The following is a 948-nucleotide window of genomic DNA, read 5'->3' on the forward strand; positions in this document are numbered from 1 at the left end:
CTGGGTTGGACAAAATCCGCTGGCGAGCTTCATATTAGATTCAGGGCAGTGTACAACATGCACTTTTTTCGCAGCCATTAGAGCAACTTCGTCTGCTGTCAGTGCCGTCATATGGACCGCCTGCACCGCGCTGCCCAGCTCCAGAAGGCCCAAGTCAGCCAATCTCTCAATAGGGCGCTTGCCATTTAAGGCAATTGCGTCATCAACCTCTTGTTGCGTTTCATGCACGTGCATTTGAATTGCCATATTTCGTTCAACTGCCAAGTGACAGACATTTTTTAATGCGCCATTTGAAACGGTGTAAGGCGCATGCGGGCCTAGGGCTATGCTAATTCGCTGATGATTTCTAAAGCGTTCATGCAGTGCTTTTGATTTAGATAAATACTCGTCGGGCCCGGAACCCCAAGGTGTAGGAAAATCCAAAATTGGCGTGCAGAGTTGAGCTCGGATTCCCTGTTCATCCACTTCGCTTGCCGCAGCTTCGGGGAAAAAATACATGTCGCTAAACGTGGTTGTTCCACTTTTAAGCATCTCCGCGATGGCAAGCCGTGTGCCTAGGCGAACAAAGTCTTCACTTACGTTTGCTCCTTCCGCAGGCCAAATATGTTGCTCAAGCCACTCTTGCAGCGGCAGATCGTTGGCTATGCCTCTTAGTAGTGACATTGCGGCATGCCCGTGTGCGTTGATCAAGCCGGGCATGATCGCGTGTTGCTTTAGATCGAAAACCTGATCAGTCTTAGCTGCACTCGCCTCGGTGGTAGGCAATAAGTCCCTAATTGTCGAACCTGACATTACTAAGCTGTGGTCATACAACAAAGGCTGCGCGTCATTCATGGTTAGAATGCATCCTGCGTCGATACGAATAGTTTTGAGATCGCCCATAACCAGATTCCTTAGTTGGCTGTGTTTGATTTGCGTCCACTTCAAAAGAGTCTTCAAGTGCTTTTA

Annotated in this window: 1 protein-coding gene; it reads right to left on the reverse strand. The window is 48.8% G+C overall.

The genetic code is table 11. From position 1 onward, the window contains the following. A partial coding sequence (locus tag A3750_RS20045; protein ID WP_156498778.1) for an amidohydrolase family protein occupies positions 1–882 on the reverse strand: 882 nt, incomplete at its 3' end. Between the last annotated feature and the right edge of the window lie 66 nt (positions 883–948).

The organism is Oleiphilus sp. HI0079, assembly GCF_001635105.1.